Genomic DNA, 19,709 nt, shown 5'->3' on the forward strand with positions numbered 1-19,709 from the left:
GAGTTTAAATAGAAAGATTTATAGGAGGATTGATATTATGAAAAATCAAATTTTAAACCAAATGTCTCATAAAAAAGACGAACTTATCAAATTTACTCAAGAACTTGTAAGTATTAAAAGTTATTCAGGAAATGAAGAAAAAGTTGTAAAACATATAGCTGAAAAAATGAAAGAACTCGGCTATGATGAGGTAATTATCGATTCCATGGGAAATATTTTCGGCAAGATTGGAAATGGTAAAAAAATAATCATGTTTGATTCTCATATAGACACTGTTGAAGTAAAAGACGAATCCAAATGGGAGGTACCGCCTTTTAGTGGTGAAATAGTAGATGGGAGGCTCTATGGTAGAGGATCAGTAGATATGAAATCTGGTGCTGCGGCTTCAGTGTATGCTGGTGCGATTGCAAAGGAACTTGGACTCGCTGAAGATAAGACGATTTTAGTATCTTGTACAGTGTTTGAAGAAGATTGTGATGGTGAAAATCTTAAACACCTATTTGAGGAATATAATATAAAACCAGATTACTTCATAACTTGCGAACCTTCAAATAACAAAATCGTAACAGGCCATAAGGGTAAAGCACAGATTACAATAAAAACAAAGGGTGTCTCAGCACATGGTTCAGCACCAGAAAAAGGCAAGAATGCAATTTACGAGATGGCAGAAATAATCCAGCGTGTTGAAAAGACCAATGAAGAGCTTATGAAAATGGATGGTCCTAAAAGAACACTTGTAATGTCGAATATTTCATCGGTAAGCGTTTCTTTAAATGCTGTTCCTTCTGAATGTGAGGTCTATTTAGATCGAAGAATGGTTTTAGGAGAAACAGAAGAATCTATTAAAAAAGAAATGGGTAGAATTATTGAAGGAAAAAATGCCGTATGGGAAATCGGAACAATAAGCAGAACAAGTTGGAAAGGCATGCCAATCACCTATCAACCATTTCATTTAGCTTGGGAAATTGACCTTAATCATGAACTTTCAAAAGCTTGTATTCATTCATATCGAGAAATTCTTGGAAGTGAACCAGAGTATGATTTTTGGGATTTTAGTACGAATGCAGTAACTCCAGTTAGTATGGGTATTCCTTCAATTGGTTTTGGACCGGGTGAATATAAACTTGCTCACATGACCAATGAAAATTGTAAAGTAGATCAAATAGTTGAAGCATGTAGCTTTTATGCGAATCTAATTCATGCATTATAAAACATATTTGCTGTATTAAAACAAATCAAAACTATATAATGATTAATCATTTATAATCTCCTGAATTCTTTATGAAAACAGGAGATTTTTATATTGTTTATCTGGTTTAAAAACCACAAATATTTTTAATAGACATATTTAAATAGATTTCATTCTTCACATATCAATATGTCCTTGCATATATTGTACTGCAAGAATACATTATGTCCTTTAATACTCATAATAAGATAATTGTTAGATATGTTGATATAAATTAAGACTCAGTCCAGATGAAGTTTTATTCCCACTTAAAGAAGTGGGAGATTTGGAATTGTAAGTCATCTGATAAATGTACGCAAATAATAAATTGCTATAGGAAGTGAAAAAAATGATAATATCTAAAACACCACTTAGAATCAGTTTTGTAGGTGGAGGAACGGACTTACCTTTATTTTATAAAAAAACTAGTGGAAGAGTTCTTAGTACAACAATTAATAAATATATTTTTGTAATTATTAAAAAATCTTATGGTAATGAAGTAATACTAAACTATTCTAAAAAAGAGATAGTTAAAAATATTAGTGATATTAAAAATGAATATATCAAAGAATCTATGAAATTAACTGGCATTGATAAAGGCGTTGAGATTACTATACTTTCTGATATTCATACTAAAGGAAGTGGTTTGGGTTCTTCTAGCTCCTTAATAGTTGGTTTATTAAATGCATTATACCATTATAAAAATGATCCTAAGTCTTTAGATTTTTTAGCAAAAGAAGCATGTAGACTGGAGATTGATGTATTAGGTAAGCCCATTGGTAAACAAGATCAATATGCTGCATCTTTTGGAGGTTTTAAAATATATACATTTAACCCTGATGAAACTGTTGAAGTTACTCCTATTACTCTAGATGAAGTTAGGCTTTCAAATTTAGAATCATGTTTATATCTTGTTTATACAGGCATTACCCGAAAGTCTTCAACTATTTTACAGGAACAAAATACTAAAACTGAGGTTAACTTTGAGTATCTTAAAGAGATGTCTTTAATGCCTTTACAAGTAGCAGAAATGCTAGAGCAAAATCAATATGATGATTTTGGAAACTATTTAAATACTGCTTGGAACTATAAAAAGCAGCTTGCTAACAGCATTACTAATCCTAAAATTGATCTTCTATATAATAAAGGGTTAGAGAATGGTGCTATAGGTGGAAAGCTTTTAGGCGCTGGTGGTGGTGGGTTCATTCTCTTTTATGTACCCCCTAAAAACAGGGAAATCTTTATAAGGGAAATTAGTAAAATTTCTAAAATATTGCCATTTAAATTTGAACCTTATGGCAGTAAAATTATTTTCAATTCAGAAAGTTAGTAATTGATCTAATATAGGAGGAAGATACATGAATGTTCTAATTACTGGAGGAGCAGGTTATATAGGTAGTCATTGTAATAAGTTTCTTCATCAAAAAAATATTAATACGATTATAGTAGATAATTTAAGTTTTGGACATAGTGAAGCAGTAAAATGGGGAACGTTTATTGAAGGAGATTTTGGGGACAAATGTTTTATAAGTAGTATATTTAAGAATTATAATATTGATGCGGTTATTCATTTTGCCGCATATGCCAATGTGCCTGAATCTGTAATTCAACCAAATAAATACTACATCAATAATGTTTCTAATATGATAAATCTTCTAGATTCCATGGTCGAGAATAATGTTAAATATATTGTATTTTCTTCGTCTGCTGCAACCTTTGGTAGTCCCAAATATACACCTATTGATGAAAATCATCCTCAAAATCCAATAAACCCCTATGGTGAAACCAAATTGATTGGGGAAAAACTCCTTAGAGATTATGAAAAAGCATATGGAATTAAATATACTATTATGCGGTATTTTAATGCAGCTGGAGCAGACTTAGATTGTGAAATAGGTGAATCTCATTATCCTGAACACCATTTACTCCCTGTTATTTTCCAGGTTTGTCAAGGTGTTAAAGATAAGTTAAATATCTATGGTAATAATTATCCTACCAAGGATGGAAGTTGTATAAGGGACTTTATCCATGTAACAGATTTAGCGTGTGCGCATTATTTAGCTTTAGAATATCTTATTTCAGAAAATCAATCACAGGACTTTAATTTAGGTAGTAATATAGGATTTTCTGTAAAAGAAATAGTAAAAAAATGCGAAGAAGTTCTAGATATACAAATAAATTATCAATTAAGTAGTCCTAGGCTTGGAGATCCGGCCATATTAATAGCTTCAAATGCTAAAATTAAAAGCTTATTAAATTGGGAGCCAAAATATAGTGACTTGGAAACTATTATAAAATCAGCCTGGGCTTGGGAAAAAATTAAAGACTATTAATTTATAATAGGAGGAATATTCTATGAAAGATTTTTTTCATAAATACAAACAAGAACTAATAGAGTCAATCGACAAAATATCTCAAAAAGATATGAAACAATTTTTTCAAATTATGTTAGATTCATATAATAAAAATAAAAAAATAATTATTATTGGTAATGGAGGCAGTGCAGCAACAGCATCTCATTTCTCTTGTGATCTAGGTAAGGGAGCATCTGTTGAAGGTGTTAGAAGATTTAGAGTTATAAGCCTAACCGATAATATACCTTTGATTACAGCTATTTCAAATGATATATCCTACGATGAAGTTTTTAAGTATCAATTAGAAAACATTCTTGAAGAAGATGATTTAGTAATAGGAATTTCTGCCTCTGGCAACTCTGAGAATATAGTTAAAGCATTTGAGTATGCAAAAAGTAAATCTGCAAAAACTTTTGGCTTAGTTGGATTTAGCGGTGGAAAAGTAAAAGATTTATCTGACGGTTATATTCATGTTCAAAGTTTTAATTACGGCATTGTTGAAGATATTCACTTAATTATAGAGCATGTATTAACCCAGTATTTTAAGAAATACATGGGAGAAATGAATATTAATAAATCTAATAAAACCCTTGGGCAGGAAGATTAAATGCATAAAGCAGTTTTTTTAGATAGAGATGGAGTCATAAACCAAAAAGCCAATGAGCATGATTATATTAAAACTTGGAATGAGTTTAAATTGATTCCTGAAATTGTTGATGTGATGAAACATGTACAATCAAAAGGCTATAAAATAATAATTGTAACAAATCAAAGAGGGATAGCAAGAGGTATTATGACTATAAATGATTTAAATAAAATACATGAAAATTTGCGGCAACTTCTCCATATCCATAATATATATATAACAGGCATATTTTATTGCTCCCATGATATTCATGAGAATTGTGGTTGTAGAAAACCTAAAGTAGGTATGTTCTTAAAAGCTAAAAAACTATACAATATTAACTTTGAACAATCTTTTTTAATAGGCGATTCATTAACAGATATTATGGCTGCTAATACATTAAAAATAAAATCCATTTTATATGCTAAAAATGCTATCAATAAAAAAATTGAACCAATGCCTAGATATATTGTTACAGACCTTAACGAAATAAATAAAATTATAAATTAAAACCTTTTATTTAAAGGTTCCAATTTTAGGAGGGATTAAGAGTGAGTAAGTATGATGCGGGAATTTTAGAAAATGAATCTGCAAATAGATTTATTAAAAATATCAAAGGAGGTTATAACATAAAACTGCCAGCATATTATCAAAACAGCAAAAATAGTAAAGGTAATATAAATAATAGTGATAAGAGAAATACAGAGAATATGCCTGGGATAACTGTAATTACCAGTACTATAAGACCAGAGTTTATGGAAAAGGTATTTGAAAATTACAATAGACAAACCTATCAAAAAAAAGAGCTCATTATTGTTTTAAACAAAAATAGCATGAACATTAGGAAGTGGATGAAAAAGGCAAAACAATATAAAAATATTAGGGTATTTCAGCTTGATGAAAGAATTTCTTTTGGCCAATGTTACAATTTTTGTGTAAGTAAATCAAAGTATGATTATATTGCTCCATTTGATGATGATGACTACTATGCTCCTAATTATTTAAATGATATTGTTGAGGCATTTCAGACTTCAAAGGCAGACGTTGTTGGTAAAAAAACTCGCTATGTTTATTTTGAAAGTTCTGGAATACTAGCCATTTCAAACCCTAATAATGAGAATCGTTATGTTGATCATATTGATGGTCCTACATTATCTTTTAACAAAAAAATATTTGATAAGGTTCGATTTACCAACCAACCCGTTGGAGTAGATGGTAGATTCTGTAAAGATTGTATTGATAATGGTATAAAGCTGTACTCAACAAATAAGTTCAATCATGTGTATATTAGACATTCATCCTCCCATCAGCATACTTGGGCAATAAGCGATGATGAATTCTTAAGTTGGTGTGATGTAATAGGAAAGATAGAAAATTACCAAGAATATGTTGCTAAATAGCAAATTAAAATTAAGATACTAATCTTCAGGGATGTTAGGAGGTATTAATGTTGAGTAGGCCTAATACTAATAGTCAAAAAACTAATAGAGACAATCCAAATACTAGCTCTAAAAACTCTAGTGCACCAAGAAATAAATCTATGAATATATCAGTTGAAAAAATAAGACAGAATTATTACAAAAGATTGTCAGTATATTCTCAACATACTAAATGTAATGACCATAATATAAATAACAGTGATGATAGTAATAAGAGACATACAAAGGATATGTCTGGAATAACTGTAATTACAAGTACTATAAGACCCCAATTTATGGATAGTATATTTGAAAATTACAATAGACAAACCTACAAAAAAAAGGAGCTTATCATTATTCTAAATAAAAATAGTATGGATATAAACCTATGGAAAGAAAAAGCAAAACAATATGCAAATATTAGTGTATTTCAGATTGATGAAGAGGTTCCATTGGGAGAGTGTTATAATTTCTGTGTAGAAAAATCAACTTATGACTATATTGCTCCATTTGATGATGACGATTATTATGCTCCTAACTATCTACAGGACATTGTTGAAGCCTTTAAAATTTCAAATGCAGATGTTGTCGGTAAAAGAGCTAGATATGTTTATTTTGAAAACTCAGGAATATTAGCTATTTCAGGTAGTAGGTATGAAAATAGCTATGTTAATTATATTGATGGCCCCACATTATCTTTTAATAAAAAAATATTTGATAGAGTTCAGTTTAGTAATATTCCATGTGGAATAGATGTTCAGTTTTGTAAAGATTGTACTGCTAATGGTATAAAAATATATTCCACAAATAGATTTAACCATGTATATATTAGACATTCTTCATCTCATGATCACACATGGAAAATAAACGATAATATGCTTTTAATGTATGGTGGTTGTAGAGTAGTTAGAAAAACAAATAATTATCAGAAATATATTACTAGATAGCTCTAAAAAATAGTGACTGATTCTAATAAACTAAGACTTTGCGTTCAGAAGGAGTTTTTACTTTTTCTGAACGCAAAGTCTTGTAAGTGTCCTATGGGTATATCCAGGGATATTGAGATCCCATCTCTCGCTTAAAAAGTGGGAGTCCCTAAATTGTAAGTCATCAGATAAATATCAGTCATTATTTTATGATTTTTTTAGTTTTATCTTAGTATCTTTTCCAAGTAATAATTGATTAGTTTTTGTTTCCTCTTTTTCTCCTTCAACTATACAACATCTTTCAATAATACTCGAGTCAATTATGCCCCGTATATCAGAAATAATAGATTCATTTAGTATTATACTGTTTTGAATATGACAATTTGTAATTTCAACATTATCATAGATTGAGGTGTACGGCCCTATATAAGCATCTTTAATTATAGTGTTGTTTCCAATAGTTACTGGGCCTGTAATAATACTATTTTTAACTATAGAACTATTCCCAATAAAAACCATACCATCTATTTTCGAACCTTTGTCAATGATACCATTATTTTCAGGCTTTATATTAGACAGTAAATATTGATTTGCTATCAAAATATCCTCTGGCTTACCTAAATCCTGCCACAAGCAGTCAAACTTTTCATAAGATACTACATATCCATTATCAATTAACCATTTTATTGCATCAGATAATTCATATTCATTTCTATTTGAAGGTTTTATATTTTCACAGGCAGTAAATATATTACTATCAAAGATATATATACCTGCTATAGCTAGATTGGTAGGTGGATTATTAGGCTTTTCAATTACATCTATTACTCTGTCCTTCTCTATTTTTACTATTCCGTATCTGCTTGGATTACTAACTTTATTAATTAAAACATGGCAATTAAAATTTGAGTTAACAATATTATTAATTGCGTTTTTAATGTCAGGATGGTAAAGATTATCCCCTAAAATCATCAAAAATTTTTCATTTTTTATAAATTCTCTAGAGCTTAAAACTGCATTTGCGAGGCCAATAGGCTTCTCTTGCTTAATATAATGGAATGCTATATTTTTATTATCATATTCTTTTAAAGCTTCCTGAAAGCTAGCTTTATTTTTTCCAACCACAATCCCTATTTCATCAATGCCCATATCAACTAATATATCAATAATATAAAATAGTATCGGTTTATTAGCTAAAGGTATTAAATGCTTTGGCAGTGTATGTGTTATAGGCCACAGCCTACTTCCCACTCCTGCACATAGAATCAATCCTTTCATTACGATTGCTCCTTCCGGTTTATTGATATTAAACACTTTATTATATTATATGTTGATAAAATCAGATGTGATAGGCTAAGACTCAGTTCAGACGGAGTTTTTAATCCTACTGAACACAAAGTAGTATAAGTGCCCTAAGACAAAGAGACGTTTCGATTGTCTTAAAATAGTTACTATGTTATATATGAATAGGGTAATATCATGGCGAGACAAGCAAGGGAAAGAAGTACTACATGAATCTATCATGTAATGTTAAAGGAGATTGATAAAAGAGATATCGATGTTGGTTTTTTTTATTACATATTTGTTTGAAAATTCGTCACAGAGATTCAAAAAAACCCCTGACTCTAAGTTAGTTGCTCTTATAAGTCACAGGGAATAAAGTGATATACACTAAAGTTAAGAGAAAGTAAAAAAATGTTATTTTAATTTTTTATTGATTTTTGCACTTACAAATGTTATGATATAAAACATGGTATTATCACACGAAGACATAATTATACAAGTATATCATAACATGACTCGATTGGTATGTCAAGAGATTTTTGAAAAGTTTTTTAAAATTTGTTTGTTATTTATAAGGAGGTGACCACTATTGTCATTTGAAATTATGAGTATATCTTCATCGCTGATACAAAAACAAGCGGTGGAGGAAATTGAAAAGTGTAATGACTTTACAGTTAAATTTGGATTAACTCTATCCCACTTCGATGCCATTGAACTGGTTGAAACACGCACTCTCGCATTGAAAATCAACGGGCGAATCGAATTTGGGGGTGGTGCCATCGATAAGATAATCAAGGAATTTTGTGACTCTCCTTATATTTCGATGAACAACTATGCTGAAACACTTCACGAGCTTATTGAAATGTTTTATTTTTACAAAAATGAAACCCTTGATTTGATGAGTGATGATGATCTGATAAAGTTCATGAAGAATAGCTTTGATGGCAAATGTCAGGGGTCACTCGAATTGCTTTCGGGACGAGAGCTCGCTAATATGGCTCGTAATTTAAGATATGGATACGCTCCAGATTATTCGGAGGATACGGCGTATGACGAGGAGGATGAAGATGGCGAATATTGAAAAGCGACATATCATTGATAGTAATAATTTGAGCGGTGAATCCTATTTTACTTCAATTCTGAAGGAAGCATATGCATGTGGACTTTTATATGATTCTGATGTGGAAAATATTCAGTTGCAATGCATTAAGTTTTTAGCATATAAAAGTGAAAGATATAATGACGGTGAAAGTAGTTCGATAAGAGTGGAGACTGCCGAAAACATTATGAAATCCAACCTTTACACAATAGGACTATATTTAAAATCGTTACTTGATGTAGATTGTGCAGTCAATGAACTTAAAACCACAATGATTTCCGAAATGTATAAAAAAGGTAGAGAATTAATTAATACCAAATTTCATACCGCAAAACATATCTATAAGCTAGTTCAAAAAAATAAACTGATCACCTTGAATTACACCTATAACGCAACACTCAACGAAAAAGGTATCGGAATTTTCTTTAAATCATACGACCTAGATTATGAAGCTCATGAGTCCCCTGCATCCATAGATTATCAGCTATGTAATCCTGTTACTGATTTGGCAGGAGTCGAATTTATTCAAAAATATCTTGAGAACTTATGCCTTGAAAATGAATTTTGTAGGAATTTCGATGCAGAGGATATTCATCATCTGCTTTGCGGATATGACGAGGGGTATAAGGATTTATTGATTAATATCTTTGAGCAAGTATTGATAGCAGCGTTGGGGTGTTTGCTTGCAAATCGCAACGTTGTGAAATTGAATATTTCAGGAAAAGATATTCAACGCCTGCATAATGAATTGTCGAAATATGATGATTATACACTTGCTTTGAAGATCCGCAAGGCAACTGAAAAAATGTTTGAAGAGTTGAATATTACAGGTCTTTCACTTCGAAGATATATTGAAAAAAGTTTGCCGAAGATCACATCTACTATTGTTTATGCAGTTAAGACAAATACTCTTAGCAAAGTGTTTGTATCTCCGATTAATCCAGATTTGAAACCCAAAATCCACTTTTTATCTGGTGTGAAGATGGGTGATGAAGATTACAGAAAGTTAATTGAAGAATTGTTCATATGCCGATATTCACATGATAAGCTTGCGCTTATAAATGAAAAAGTAAAATCCTTTGATGACCTTGAAGACGTACTGCTTGATGCACAGTTGAGTGAAGCAGAAATTACTTCAATTTTTGGTACTCTCGGAGATATTGAGATTGCTGCAATGATTAGAAGACACCCGTTCAAATCGGATATTCAAGCTGTAGATTTATCAGAAACAGAACAGGCATTACGGTTATACTTAAAAAGCTATATTGATCAACTTGCAGCAGACAGGCAAGAACAGATTTTTGATATGGTAAATCATCTTATTTGCGATTGATATTTTTTGCTTATTTATATAAAGCATAAAACACATATACAAGATTTAACACAGTCTACCGTTATCGTTTATGAAGATTGCGGATAAATTTCAAATGAATACCAATCTAATGGGCAAAAAATGAGCTAAAAATCGGGCGAAAAAAATGGCTATTTTTGACCCCTTAATTTTGGTGTTTTTATAGATGACAAGGGTAAAAGAGAGTTTTATCAGAAATTTTTAGTGTAAATGAAAGCGAACTTGTAAAATACTTCTATCAATTAAGGTGTGATGTAAGGTATTAGGAGGTAAATTAGTTATAGAAGAAACTTTGTCTGAAATTGCCACCAATGCGAGAGGAGGACTTTTGGGGAAGTGTTTGTATTCGTACACAGGCAAGTAATGTTGCCGATGTGAGGGATATCATCACACCATAGCAACAAAAATTCTCCTCGATGATTGACCACACGGAGCTGCATATATTATCAATTAATATTTAGGGCAATAAGAAGGGAAGCTGCTGCTTCATGCGTTGTAAATCCTCTGTGTTTTGTTTTATCCAGCAGGAAATTAATGAACCGTGCACCAGCGTAAAAAGCGTCAGGCTATAGCCGGCTGCGTCTTCCTCACTATATCCGCAATCAATTAGCTTAAGACGGTATAGCTCCTGCCACTCCTCATAAACACGGGTTGACTCCCTTGATAATTCTTCGCTGATATAAACAGATTCTAGACCCATGAAGGTAATGACCAGCGACTCAAATATATGACGCTTGCTAAATATCATGCTCAGATGATCAAGCATATAAGAAAAAACATCGACAGCATTATCCGATACCGAAAAAATATTCGTCTTAATGCCCTCTACCATTTCCTCGTAGGCAAAGCGAAGCACCTCAACTGCCAATTGCTCTTTCCCGCCCGGAAAATAATGATAGAAAGACCCCTTGGGAATATTGCATGCGGTTAGAATTTCATTTACTCCCGTTCCAAAATAGCCCTTATGCGAAAAAATACGCGCGGAATTTTTCAGAATAAGTTCTCGCTTATCGTTGCTCTTTCCCATAATCATCACTCCTCCTATGCTTTTTACTCCTAAGTATAGAAGACAAACACGGGTTTGTCAATATAAAGTGTAAAGACTACTCTGAAATAATTCTGAGTAGTCTTTAATTAATGATTATTTATTATTAAGAGTCGTTGCAACAGATGTTCCTGCATTATAGCCGCTGGTCATTGCCCATCCGAACAGTGCGCCTGGTGCGTAAATATCACCGCACAGACCGCCGACAATTTCACCCGCAGCGTATAATCCATCAAGTGCATCGCCTGTTGTTGAAACCACCTGCATCTTATCGTTAATGCGTAAGCCGCCAAGGGATGCGTAGTAGCGTAGATTCATTTCTACAAGATAGTAGGGACCTTCTTTTGCCATAGGCGCAGAAACCTTACGACCATACTCCTCGTCAACACCCTTTTCTACAGAGTCATTATATTTCGCAACACTTGCAGCAAGTGCATCGCCTGGCATAGATACGATGCCGGCAAGCTCCTCAAGTGAATCAGCTTTTGCAAAAACAGGAGTCATTGTACCATTTGCCGCAAGCCATGTGTCAAGCTGTTCCTGTGTGTAGTTTTTAGAAGCGATACATGTCTTTGCATAGGTTTCAAATGATGCAGAATCCATTACAAGATAGGAATGCTTATTATTTTCCATAGCCGTTTTGATGGAATCGGCACTTCCTCGCTCGTTGACAAATCGCACACCTTTTTCTGATACCAAGATTGAGCCTGTGCCACCGTACATAGCAAGGCAGCCCTGGAATGTGTGCTGTCCTCGTCCATCTGGTAATACGATGCTATGTGGCTGAATGTTAATCTTGTCAAGGTTTAGGGAATCAGCTCCAACAGCTAGGGCCATTTCAAGGCCGTCGCCTGTTGCAGAAACTGCACCTGCATAGGCAAGGGAGCGAACGGAATCGTTAAGGCGTTTTTCATTTGCCCCATAGCCGCCCGAAGCAAGAATCACGGCATCAGCGGTGATTTCATAAGGTACTCCGTCAGTTGAAAGAGCTTTTACTCCTGTAACCTTGCCGTCCTTGGCAATAAGCTCCTTTGCAGGAGTATTGTACATTATCTTTACACCCAAAGATTCAGCTTTTGCGAGCAGTGAAGAAACAACGCCTGAACCTGCGCCCTCAGGAGAAAATGTACGTCCAACACGATGCTCCGCCGAAGGTGATGGGACTTGGTCTTTATAGGCGATTCCTGCACCATCTTCAGCAACAAGCCAGTCAAACGCCTTGCCTACAGTGTTGGCATATAGCCATACAGTATTAGGATCATTGCTGAAATGACCGTTGAGCATCAAATCCATAAACAGCCATTCTGGCTTGTCCTCAATGCCGACAGACTTCTGCCTCTCGGAGCCGGTTGCATTTGTGCCACCGCCTGCCATTGCTGTTGCGCCCCCTGCAAATGCCATTTTCTCGAGCACCAGCACCTCAGCACCGCCCTGTGCCGCAGAAACAGCTGCTGCAAGACCTGATCCGCCAGCTCCCACAACAACCACCTGTGTGGATAGGGAAACAGTATCCTTGGTTTCGTTTGACACTTCTACAGGTCGCATCATTGCGTCCATGTCAGCACCAGATTGGCTGAGAGCACCTTTTACTGCTTCAATAAAAGCGTTGCTTGTGACAGTACATCCGCTCACTGCATCTACCGCAAGGGACTGCTTGTCAAGAATTGCCGCAGAGAGCTGGGTGATTGCCGCACCTCCAAGTGCAGGTGTTTCCGTCTGTTCCAATACGTCGATAGCTGTGATTTTATCAGTATCAACCGTCACAGCAACCTTGAGAGTCCCGCCAAAACCGTCGGCAGTGCCTTCATAGGTTCCTGGGGTTAAGTCGACCGCAGCCTCTGTATTGCTGGGAGCCTTTGCGCTACATGCACTGAGCAGCAGTGTCAGCGCTAATAGTATGCTAATCACTTTATTTTGTTTCACTTTTTGTTCCTCCTTATGTATATTTCGATAAACTAGACGACCGGTCTACTGTTAGTATAGCATGTGTTTTTTATTTGTCAATGATATAAGTTGAAGAAAGGTTTGACTTATATAATTTTGTGTTTGTGGGGGTAGTCAAATATTTTTTTAAGTTAATTTGATCCTGGAATTGGTTGCTTAGACTAGTCTATTTCAACTGAATATGGAAAAAAGTAAAATAATATTGACATTAATATCTTAAGTAAAAAATCAAATTGTATTCTATTTTACATTAGACTAAAGAGTTTGAGAGAATATTATACTAAAATATTTGTTAATTTAAGTACAATGTTTTATTTGAAAGATGAGATTTTAAAATAAAAAAGTATTATACTAAAGATATTGAATATATAAGTATACACAAATTGAAGTTAAATAATGTAGACGACTATCTGTATATTATAGTAGATTCTATAAAAAATGTTAAATTACTTTTTAATTTATGTAACATTTTAACGAAAAATGTGACTAATTATATGAAAGGGGGATTTTAGTGAAGCAAATAGAAAACTTATATATACTTTACAAACAGGATATTTATAATTATCTGCTTTCTTTAACTCATAATCAGACCCTTTCCGAAGACTTACTGTCAGACACCTTTGTAAATGCAATTAGGTCTATCGAAAGTTTTAAAGGACAATCTTCAGTGAAAACATGGTTGTTCTCTATAGCTAGAAATTTATGGTTACAAAAAATTAGAAAAGAAAAGCATACGGTTGAATATAATGACCTTTTAGAATTGTATGTATCAGATAGTATAGCAGAAAGACTAATTACAAAAGAAACAGCAATAAGAATCAAAAATCTATTATTAGAAAAAGATGATCGTACTCAAAAAATAGTAAATATGCGGGTAGAGGGTTATAGCTTTGGTGAAATTGCACAGGAGGTAAATATATCAGAAAGCTCGGCAAGGGTTATTGATTTTCGTGTAAAAAAATGGATCAAAGCCATCTTGGAAAAGGAGGGACTAAGTTGAATATATCTTGCGATGTAATACTTGATTTAATACCGCTTGTAAAAGATGGTGTTGCAAGTGATGACAGCACTATAATAGTTAATGAACATATTAAAAGCTGTGAGAGCTGTAAAACTGAATTTGAAATTTTTGAATCTACTAATATAGAACAGCCAGTAATAAAAGATGAAAAGATAATTTCTGCTATAAAACGCAGTATTTTTATAACACAACTTACTATTCTTGCCGCAGGTGCTATTATTGGCGTTGCGCTCTCAAATTCTATGGGCATGTTTTATAACTTTATAATTATGCCTCTTATTGGAGGCATAGGTTTTACTGTACTTAAGAGAAAATGGTACTTGACTCCTCTTTCAATTTTCATACTCACCTATTTATGGCAAACTATAATGGGTATAGTGGCAGGTGGATTTAACTGGATTGCTCTATATAGCGGATTATATTATAGCATAATATATACTATGTTAGTCTGCCTAGGTGTAATTATTGCAATGCTTCTAAAATTTGCATTTAAGAAAGAAGGGTGCAAATGATAAAAAATACAAAAAAGTTAACATTAAAAGTGCTTGCAGGTGCAGTGGCAGTAGTGCTTATAGTTGGTATACTTTTTGTTACGAATGCTTTTGTTGGCAATCCAATATCAGCAATGATGGCAAATAAGGCTATAAAACAATATGTGAATCAAAACTATTCCTATTTGGACCTTAAAATAGAAAAAGTAAGCTATAACTTTAAATTTGAATCCTATATGGCAAGGGCTAAATCTAAGACAAGTATTGATACCCAATTTGCAATTTATTATCGTGATGGAAAGGTAGAGAGGGATGATTATGAAAGTTATGTTTTAGGAATGTTTAATACACTAGAAAGGCTATCAGATGAATATTCGGCTGTTGCGAAAAAGATTATAGCTGAAGAGCTAGGGTATGAAAATAATACTACAATGGTGGTTTTTAATAAGGCTGAATATGAAAAGATTAATGATATTTTAGAACTTGATATGAAATTTGATAAAACATTACCTCTTAATTCAGAGGTTATAATCCGACTTGACTTAACAGATAACTCATTAGAAGGAATCGCACAGGTTTTAACTGATGCACATAAGGCATTTGTACACAATGGTTGTAATTTTAACAAATATGACTTATACGCTGAAAATAATGATACACTTGTAATGATAAACGAAGTAACTCCTGCTGATATTGAAAGTGGTGAGCTTACAAATCTACTTGAAAAGGCTCAAAGTAATGATAACATAAACGGCATTCGGGTTTTTACTAAATGAGGATGATTTTATGAAAAAATAGCACATAAGTTAAATTTGCAATTGACTTGTTTTGCAGCTCTTGACATAATTAAAATATTACTAGTGTTTAGGAAATTATAGATAGAAACATTATACATGGAGGAATAACAATATACTATGAAAGCTAAAACTGTTGAAGAATCAAAGACAAGTATAGGTAGCTTAATGCAACCAGAACAAGCGAATCCAGTAGGGAATGTCCATGGTGGAGAAATTATGAAGTTAATGGATAATGTTGCTGGAATAGTAGCCGTTAGACACGCTCGTGCAAATGTTGTAACTGCGAGGGTAGACGAATTAGAATTTCATTATCCTATATATATTGGTAATTTAGTAACATGTAATGCAAAATTAAGTTTTGTTGGCAACAGTTCTATGGAAGTATTTGTAGAGGTTTTAGTTGAAGATATAACTAAAACAGAATCCGCTAAAGTAGCATTAACTGGTTTTTTTACTATGGTAGCAATGGACAAGAATGGGAACTCTATATCTGTACCTCCTCTAGAAATTACTAACGATGAAGAATATAAGCTATTTGAAGAAGGAAAGAAACGTTATTTAACTTATAAACAAAAACGAAGTTAATATAATAGAATGTTCAGCCTCAATTCTAATAAAAATATCCTAGTAAGTAAATTACTTACTAGGATATTTTTATTAGAATCTAACACTCTTGTTTAATTTTTAATTCTATTTTTGATATACGAATTCTCCATCTATCATTGTCTTTTCAACTTTAATATCTTTGATTTTTAATTCGTCTATAGTGAATATATCCATATCCAATACAATTAAATCGGCTACATAACCTGGTTTTAATCTTCCTTTAAAATCTTCTTTAAATTCATTAAAAGCACTACCAATTGTGTAGGCATCAATAGCGTCTTCAAGCCCCATCTTTTCATTTGGATAAAAGCCACCTACTGGCTTGCCATCTATTCCTAGTCTTGTTACTGCACAGTAAATATTCGGGAATGGATTACAGTCTTCTACTGGAGCATCTGTACCTAAGCTTATTGGGGCCCCTAGTTTATATAGGGTATTAAACGCATAAGATGTACTTGATAACTCTTTTCCAACACGCTCTTCTACAATTTTAATATCGTAGTCTAAGAAAATAGGTTGGTACATAACAGGAATATTCAATTTAGCAATTCTATTTAATTGTTCCGTACTTGTGATTTGACAATGAACAATCCCATGACGAAGAGGATTTTTTCCATTCTTCATAGTTTTTTCATAGGCATTTATTACACTTTCTATAGCACCGTCACCAATTGCGTGAGTTATTACTCTAATTCCGTTCTTTGTAGCTAAATCACATAAATCTTGTAGCTGTTCATCGCTTAATGCTGCTACACCTTTAGTGCCAGGGGCATCTTCATAATCTTTTAACATTAAAGCGGTCCTAGCCCCTAAAGAACCATCTTTAAATAACTTTAATGCACCTTTTGACAAGAATTTCTCATCATATTGTCCTGTCTTATATTCCGTTTCAAGGTAAGCTTTAAAATCATTTATATCTTGAAAATTGAATTGGTGAGAATATCTTAATTTCAATTTCTTATTGTCGCAAATATTATGAATAATATTGAACATGCTCTTAAAATCACTACTCATAATATCACATGATTGAATAGAGGTTATTCCAACACTTAAAGCATAATTTGCAGCTTTTAGAAATTCTTTCTCTATGTTATTATCACTTTTTTCTGGGATAAGTGAGTGGATTAAACTGACCGCATTTTCATTAAATATACCATTTAGTTTCCCATCGCTTCCAAGTTCTAATACTCCACCGTCTATAACAGTATTTTCATCTACACCTAGTATTTCTAAAGCCTTAGTATTTCCTACTGAAACATGTCCACATACTCTATCAAAGACAATTGGAATTTCTGTAGATATTTTATCTAAGTCAAACCGGTTTATTAGACGTTTTTCACCAGAAGTGAAATAATCTTGATTCCACCCACGACCACTTAATACAGCTAGATCCTTGTTTTTTTCAATGAATATTTTACCCAGTTGAATAACTTCATCAATTGATTTAGCTGATGTTAAATTACATGAATTCATAGCATCTCCTACCCATGAAATATGTAGGTGGCTGTCATTAAAACCTGGTAAAACAGTTTTTCCTTGAAGGTCTATAATATTATCAGCATCATTTTTTAGCATATCTTCATTTGTGCCAACCTGTCTAATAACTCCATCCTCAATTAGGATTGCTTCTTGAAAATTATTTTTTTCAACATAAATATTGCCATTTTTTAAAATCGTTTTCAAAAGATCATCTCCTTATATTTTTTATGCAGCCTTATTTTTTCTATTAAAATAAAAGTAAAATAATATACCAACAGCTGGTACAGCTAAACCAATAATCGAGGTTTGAGGATCTTCAATAAATGTATTAATCATTAATCCTACAAATATAAAAGTTGTTAATATTACTGTAATAGGATAACCAATTACTTTATAAGGTCTTTCTATAGTAGGGTATTTTCTTCTGTAAATCATAACTGCATATACACCCAAAGTGTTAAACATCATTCCTGAGAATATAACTAAAGAAGTTAGTTGATTTAAGTTTCTTAATAGCACTAACATTATAGATATTATACATTGTACAATTAATGGCGCATAAGGTACTTTATATTTAGGATGCAGTTTTTTAAAGCTTTTAAAGAAATGCCCCTCTTGACTCATTGCATAATACATTCTTGGGAAGGCTAGTATACAGCCATTTAAAGCTCCAAACATAGCTAATACCATACCTATTACAACTAAAATACTACCAGTCTTCCCCATTAGCTTTTCTGCTGCATAGGTTCCTAAATAATACTCATTATTTGCTATTAGACTTTCAATTTCAGTAAAAGGTATAACCTTATATATAGAATAATTAAATAATGTATATAGTATTGTTATTGAAACAATAGAAATAACAATAGCAAGAGGTAGATTTTTCTTAGGATTCTTTACTTCTTCAGCTACAGTATTTAAATTAGTCCATCCTTCATATGCCCATAAACTTGCAACCACTGCAAAAGCTATCATACTAATAATTGAGCCAAAACTTACATCAACTGTCTTCGGAGCTAAACTTAAATCTGGAGATACTTTTCCAAATAAAAGACCCAAAATCATTATGATTCCAATAGGGATTAGTTTTGCAATCATAGATAGATTTTGCAGTCTAGATCCAAATTTAACACCAAAATAATTGACAATAGTTAATCCTATGATTAATACTATGGCAAAGATTTTAATTGTCCATTCTCCCATTGGCATTATAACAGTTAAAGCACTTGGTAAGGCAATTGCTATGGCAGCAATAGACCCAGGACCAGCGATTAGCCAATTATTAAACCCAGCTAGAAAACCAACGATAGGTGAATAGGCATTACTTAAATATACAGTCAAACCACCAGCACGAGGATCTGAAGCACCTAGTTCTGCATAACAAATTCCGCCTAGTAAGGAAACTAAGCCACCTAAAATCCAACTCAATAAAGCTAAGCCAAGACTCATTCCAGTTCTCATTAATACATATGATCCTAGATAAAAAATTCCTGACCCTACCATGATACCCCCTAAAATGCTGACCCCACCAAATAAACTAATTTCTTTTTTAAAACCGGAATCCGTTGTTTTATTCACTTCACTCAAGTTATCAGTCATATATATCCTCCTATATAAAAAAAATTCGTCTAATGCTATCGTATCTACTCATAGTGCACTCAATTTAAAAGCTTAAGCTTTTAAATTTCAAGTGCTTAAAATATTACTAACATTCTATTTCTTCAAAAACCCTCAATAGTAAGAGTTTTTTTACTTTCTTATACAAAAAAAACACCTAACAGGCTTGTCAGGTGCTTATATGCGTATAGCAAAGCTAAAGACATTCCTCTCTCCTTTCTGGCTCAGTGTGAGATAGCACAACATCAAAGTATTGAGCAAATACAATGATGACAGTCCTGTACCTATTTGATACAGACCCAGCATCAGATTTTGAGATCTGATGCTTCGGCGATGGCTCCTTTCGCTATATGTCATAGGTTTTCGACCTCGATATAGTTACTATTAGCAACCGCGCCTCTACCTCACCCGTAAGGATGAGGAT

18 protein-coding genes and 1 riboswitch are annotated in these 19,709 nt (G+C 32.9%); of the genes, 13 read left to right on the forward strand and 5 right to left on the reverse strand.

Annotated elements, in window-relative coordinates; genetic code table 11:
* Nucleotides 1-37: 37 nt before the first annotated feature.
* The 7 genes from KQI88_RS01435 (at nt 38) to KQI88_RS01465 (ending at nt 6,572) form a co-directional block, all read left to right on the forward strand.
* The gene (locus KQI88_RS01435; protein ID WP_216414581.1) at nt 38-1,210 is read left to right on the forward strand and encodes a YgeY family selenium metabolism-linked hydrolase; all 1,173 of its coding nucleotides are present in this window, start codon (nt 38-40) and stop codon (nt 1,208-1,210) included.
* Nucleotides 1,211-1,577: 367 nt separating this feature from the next.
* Nucleotides 1,578-2,558, forward strand: a complete 981-nt coding sequence (locus KQI88_RS01440) for a GHMP family kinase ATP-binding protein (RefSeq protein WP_216414582.1) — start codon at nt 1,578-1,580, stop codon at nt 2,556-2,558.
* Nucleotides 2,559-2,586: 28 nt separating this feature from the next.
* Nucleotides 2,587-3,561 (forward strand): UDP-glucose 4-epimerase GalE, encoded by a 975-nt coding sequence (galE, locus tag KQI88_RS01445; protein ID WP_216414583.1) that lies wholly within the window; start codon nt 2,587-2,589, stop codon nt 3,559-3,561.
* Nucleotides 3,562-3,583: 22 nt separating this feature from the next.
* The gene (locus KQI88_RS01450; protein WP_216414584.1) at nt 3,584-4,189 is read left to right on the forward strand and encodes an SIS domain-containing protein; all 606 of its coding nucleotides are present in this window, start codon (nt 3,584-3,586) and stop codon (nt 4,187-4,189) included.
* Nucleotides 4,190-4,717: a D-glycero-alpha-D-manno-heptose-1,7-bisphosphate 7-phosphatase gene (locus KQI88_RS01455; protein WP_216414585.1), complete on the forward strand. Its 528-nt coding sequence runs from the start codon at nt 4,190-4,192 to the stop codon at nt 4,715-4,717. It abuts the gene before it with no gap.
* A 41-nt stretch (nt 4,718-4,758) separates the two neighbouring features.
* Complete coding sequence (locus KQI88_RS01460) at nt 4,759-5,607, forward strand: glycosyltransferase family 2 protein (protein WP_216414586.1); 849 nt, start codon at nt 4,759-4,761, stop codon at nt 5,605-5,607.
* Nucleotides 5,608-5,654: 47 nt separating this feature from the next.
* Nucleotides 5,655-6,572, forward strand: coding sequence for a glycosyltransferase family 2 protein (locus KQI88_RS01465; protein WP_216414587.1), 918 nt, complete (start codon nt 5,655-5,657; stop codon nt 6,570-6,572).
* Between the two features lie 186 nt (nt 6,573-6,758).
* On the opposite strand, the gene KQI88_RS01470 is transcribed toward KQI88_RS01465, so the two are convergent.
* On the reverse strand, nt 6,759-7,829 hold the full coding sequence (locus tag KQI88_RS01470; RefSeq protein ID WP_216414588.1) for a glucose-1-phosphate thymidylyltransferase: 1,071 nt from the start codon (nt 7,827-7,829) through the stop codon (nt 6,759-6,761).
* Nucleotides 7,830-8,424: 595 nt separating this feature from the next.
* On the opposite strand from KQI88_RS01470, the gene KQI88_RS01475 reads away from it, so the two are divergent.
* Nucleotides 8,425-8,916, forward strand: a complete 492-nt coding sequence (locus tag KQI88_RS01475) for a DUF6323 family protein (RefSeq protein ID WP_216414589.1) — start codon at nt 8,425-8,427, stop codon at nt 8,914-8,916.
* Nucleotides 8,903-10,267: a DUF6179 domain-containing protein gene (locus tag KQI88_RS01480; RefSeq protein WP_216414590.1), complete on the forward strand. Its 1,365-nt coding sequence runs from the start codon at nt 8,903-8,905 to the stop codon at nt 10,265-10,267. The genes KQI88_RS01475 and KQI88_RS01480 overlap by 14 nt, the downstream gene beginning before the upstream one ends.
* Nucleotides 10,268-10,742: 475 nt before the next feature.
* Here KQI88_RS01480 and KQI88_RS01485 read toward each other — a convergent pair whose 3' ends face one another.
* On the reverse strand, nt 10,743-11,312 hold the full coding sequence (locus tag KQI88_RS01485; protein WP_216414591.1) for a TetR/AcrR family transcriptional regulator: 570 nt from the start codon (nt 11,310-11,312) through the stop codon (nt 10,743-10,745).
* 114 nt (nt 11,313-11,426) lie between these two features.
* Nucleotides 11,427-13,253, reverse strand: a complete 1,827-nt coding sequence (locus KQI88_RS01490) for an FAD-dependent oxidoreductase (RefSeq protein WP_216414592.1) — start codon at nt 13,251-13,253, stop codon at nt 11,427-11,429.
* Nucleotides 13,254-13,785: 532 nt separating this feature from the next.
* On the opposite strand from KQI88_RS01490, the gene KQI88_RS01495 reads away from it, so the two are divergent.
* The 4 genes from KQI88_RS01495 to KQI88_RS01510 all read left to right on the forward strand — a co-directional run bounded on the left by KQI88_RS01495 (nt 13,786) and on the right by KQI88_RS01510 (nt 16,168).
* The gene (locus KQI88_RS01495) at nt 13,786-14,274 is read left to right on the forward strand and encodes an RNA polymerase sigma factor (protein WP_216414593.1); all 489 of its coding nucleotides are present in this window, start codon (nt 13,786-13,788) and stop codon (nt 14,272-14,274) included.
* Entirely contained in the window at nt 14,271-14,807 is a 537-nt protein-coding gene (locus KQI88_RS01500; RefSeq protein ID WP_216414594.1) for a zf-HC2 domain-containing protein, read from the forward strand. The genes KQI88_RS01495 and KQI88_RS01500 overlap by 4 nt, the downstream gene beginning before the upstream one ends.
* Nucleotides 14,804-15,562 carry a YfjL-like protein gene (locus KQI88_RS01505; RefSeq protein ID WP_216414595.1) on the forward strand — a complete coding sequence of 253 codons (759 nt, stop codon included), beginning with the start codon at nt 14,804-14,806 and terminating at the stop codon, nt 15,560-15,562. Before KQI88_RS01500 ends, KQI88_RS01505 begins: the two co-directional genes overlap by 4 nt.
* 138 nt (nt 15,563-15,700) lie before the next feature.
* Nucleotides 15,701-16,168, forward strand: coding sequence for an acyl-CoA thioesterase (locus KQI88_RS01510; RefSeq protein ID WP_216414596.1), 468 nt, complete (start codon nt 15,701-15,703; stop codon nt 16,166-16,168).
* Nucleotides 16,169-16,273: 105 nt separating this feature from the next.
* Here KQI88_RS01510 and KQI88_RS01515 read toward each other — a convergent pair whose 3' ends face one another.
* Both KQI88_RS01515 and KQI88_RS01520 read right to left on the reverse strand, forming a co-directional pair.
* Nucleotides 16,274-17,872: an amidohydrolase gene (locus tag KQI88_RS01515; protein WP_216414597.1), complete on the reverse strand. Its 1,599-nt coding sequence runs from the start codon at nt 17,870-17,872 to the stop codon at nt 16,274-16,276.
* 21 nt (nt 17,873-17,893) lie between these two features.
* Nucleotides 17,894-19,267: an APC family permease gene (locus tag KQI88_RS01520; protein WP_216414598.1), complete on the reverse strand. Its 1,374-nt coding sequence runs from the start codon at nt 19,265-19,267 to the stop codon at nt 17,894-17,896.
* Between the two features lie 245 nt (nt 19,268-19,512).
* Nucleotides 19,513-19,695: riboswitch (Lysine riboswitch) on the reverse strand.
* Nucleotides 19,696-19,709 lie beyond the last annotated feature (14 nt).

The organism is Alkaliphilus flagellatus (assembly GCF_018919215.1).
In the GTDB taxonomy this organism is placed as follows: Bacteria; Bacillota; Clostridia; order Peptostreptococcales; family Natronincolaceae; genus Alkaliphilus_B; species Alkaliphilus_B flagellatus.

Coding starts and splice junctions, on each gene's coding strand:
- galE (WP_216414583.1), top strand. CDS start 2,587: ATGAATGTTCTAATTACTGGAGGAGCAGGTTATATAGGTAGTCATTGT.
- KQI88_RS01440 (WP_216414582.1), top strand. CDS start 1,578: ATGATAATATCTAAAACACCACTTAGAATCAGTTTTGTAGGTGGAGGA.
- KQI88_RS01505 (WP_216414595.1), top strand. CDS start 14,804: ATGATAAAAAATACAAAAAAGTTAACATTAAAAGTGCTTGCAGGTGCA.
- KQI88_RS01435 (WP_216414581.1), top strand. CDS start 38: ATGAAAAATCAAATTTTAAACCAAATGTCTCATAAAAAAGACGAACTT.
- KQI88_RS01485 (WP_216414591.1), bottom strand. CDS start 11,312: ATGGGAAAGAGCAACGATAAGCGAGAACTTATTCTGAAAAATTCCGCG.
- KQI88_RS01480 (WP_216414590.1), top strand. CDS start 8,903: ATGGCGAATATTGAAAAGCGACATATCATTGATAGTAATAATTTGAGC.
- KQI88_RS01465 (WP_216414587.1), top strand. CDS start 5,655: ATGTTGAGTAGGCCTAATACTAATAGTCAAAAAACTAATAGAGACAAT.
- KQI88_RS01455 (WP_216414585.1), top strand. CDS start 4,190: ATGCATAAAGCAGTTTTTTTAGATAGAGATGGAGTCATAAACCAAAAA.
- KQI88_RS01450 (WP_216414584.1), top strand. CDS start 3,584: ATGAAAGATTTTTTTCATAAATACAAACAAGAACTAATAGAGTCAATC.
- KQI88_RS01470 (WP_216414588.1), bottom strand. CDS start 7,829: ATGAAAGGATTGATTCTATGTGCAGGAGTGGGAAGTAGGCTGTGGCCT.
- KQI88_RS01510 (WP_216414596.1), top strand. CDS start 15,701: ATGAAAGCTAAAACTGTTGAAGAATCAAAGACAAGTATAGGTAGCTTA.
- KQI88_RS01520 (WP_216414598.1), bottom strand. CDS start 19,267: ATGACTGATAACTTGAGTGAAGTGAATAAAACAACGGATTCCGGTTTT.